Below are 232 nucleotides of genomic sequence, written 5' to 3'. Positions count from 1 at the left end.
ACGGAAATGTGAAAATGAATATTAAGATTAAGAAGAACTATGCCTGCTGAAACGGAAGACAACTTGGACGATGTTATCTCGGATCTCATTGATGGCGATGAAGAAGAGGAGGAGCAAGCTCCGGCTTCCGCTTCTCCACTGGCGGATATCGACACCCCGGAGATCGACTTTGACGGTCCGGATGTAGCGCTGACCGAACGCGCGGCGCGGCAGGTCCGGAAGATACGGGAGG

Annotated in this window: 1 protein-coding gene; it reads left to right on the top strand. The window is 53.0% G+C overall.

Annotated features, from left to right (window positions below):
* Positions 1 to 39: 39 nt before the first annotated feature.
* Positions 40 to 232: hypothetical protein (locus R0J87_RS25110; RefSeq protein WP_498889742.1), on the top strand; the 193-nt coding region annotated here is incomplete at its 3' end.

The sequence above is a fragment of the Halomonas sp. SIMBA_159 genome, assembly GCF_046536035.1.
GTDB lineage: Bacteria > Pseudomonadota > Gammaproteobacteria > Pseudomonadales > Halomonadaceae > Vreelandella > Vreelandella venusta_A.
Note: the sequence above shows the minus strand (reverse complement) of the source record. Positions and strands in the feature narration are given on the sequence as shown.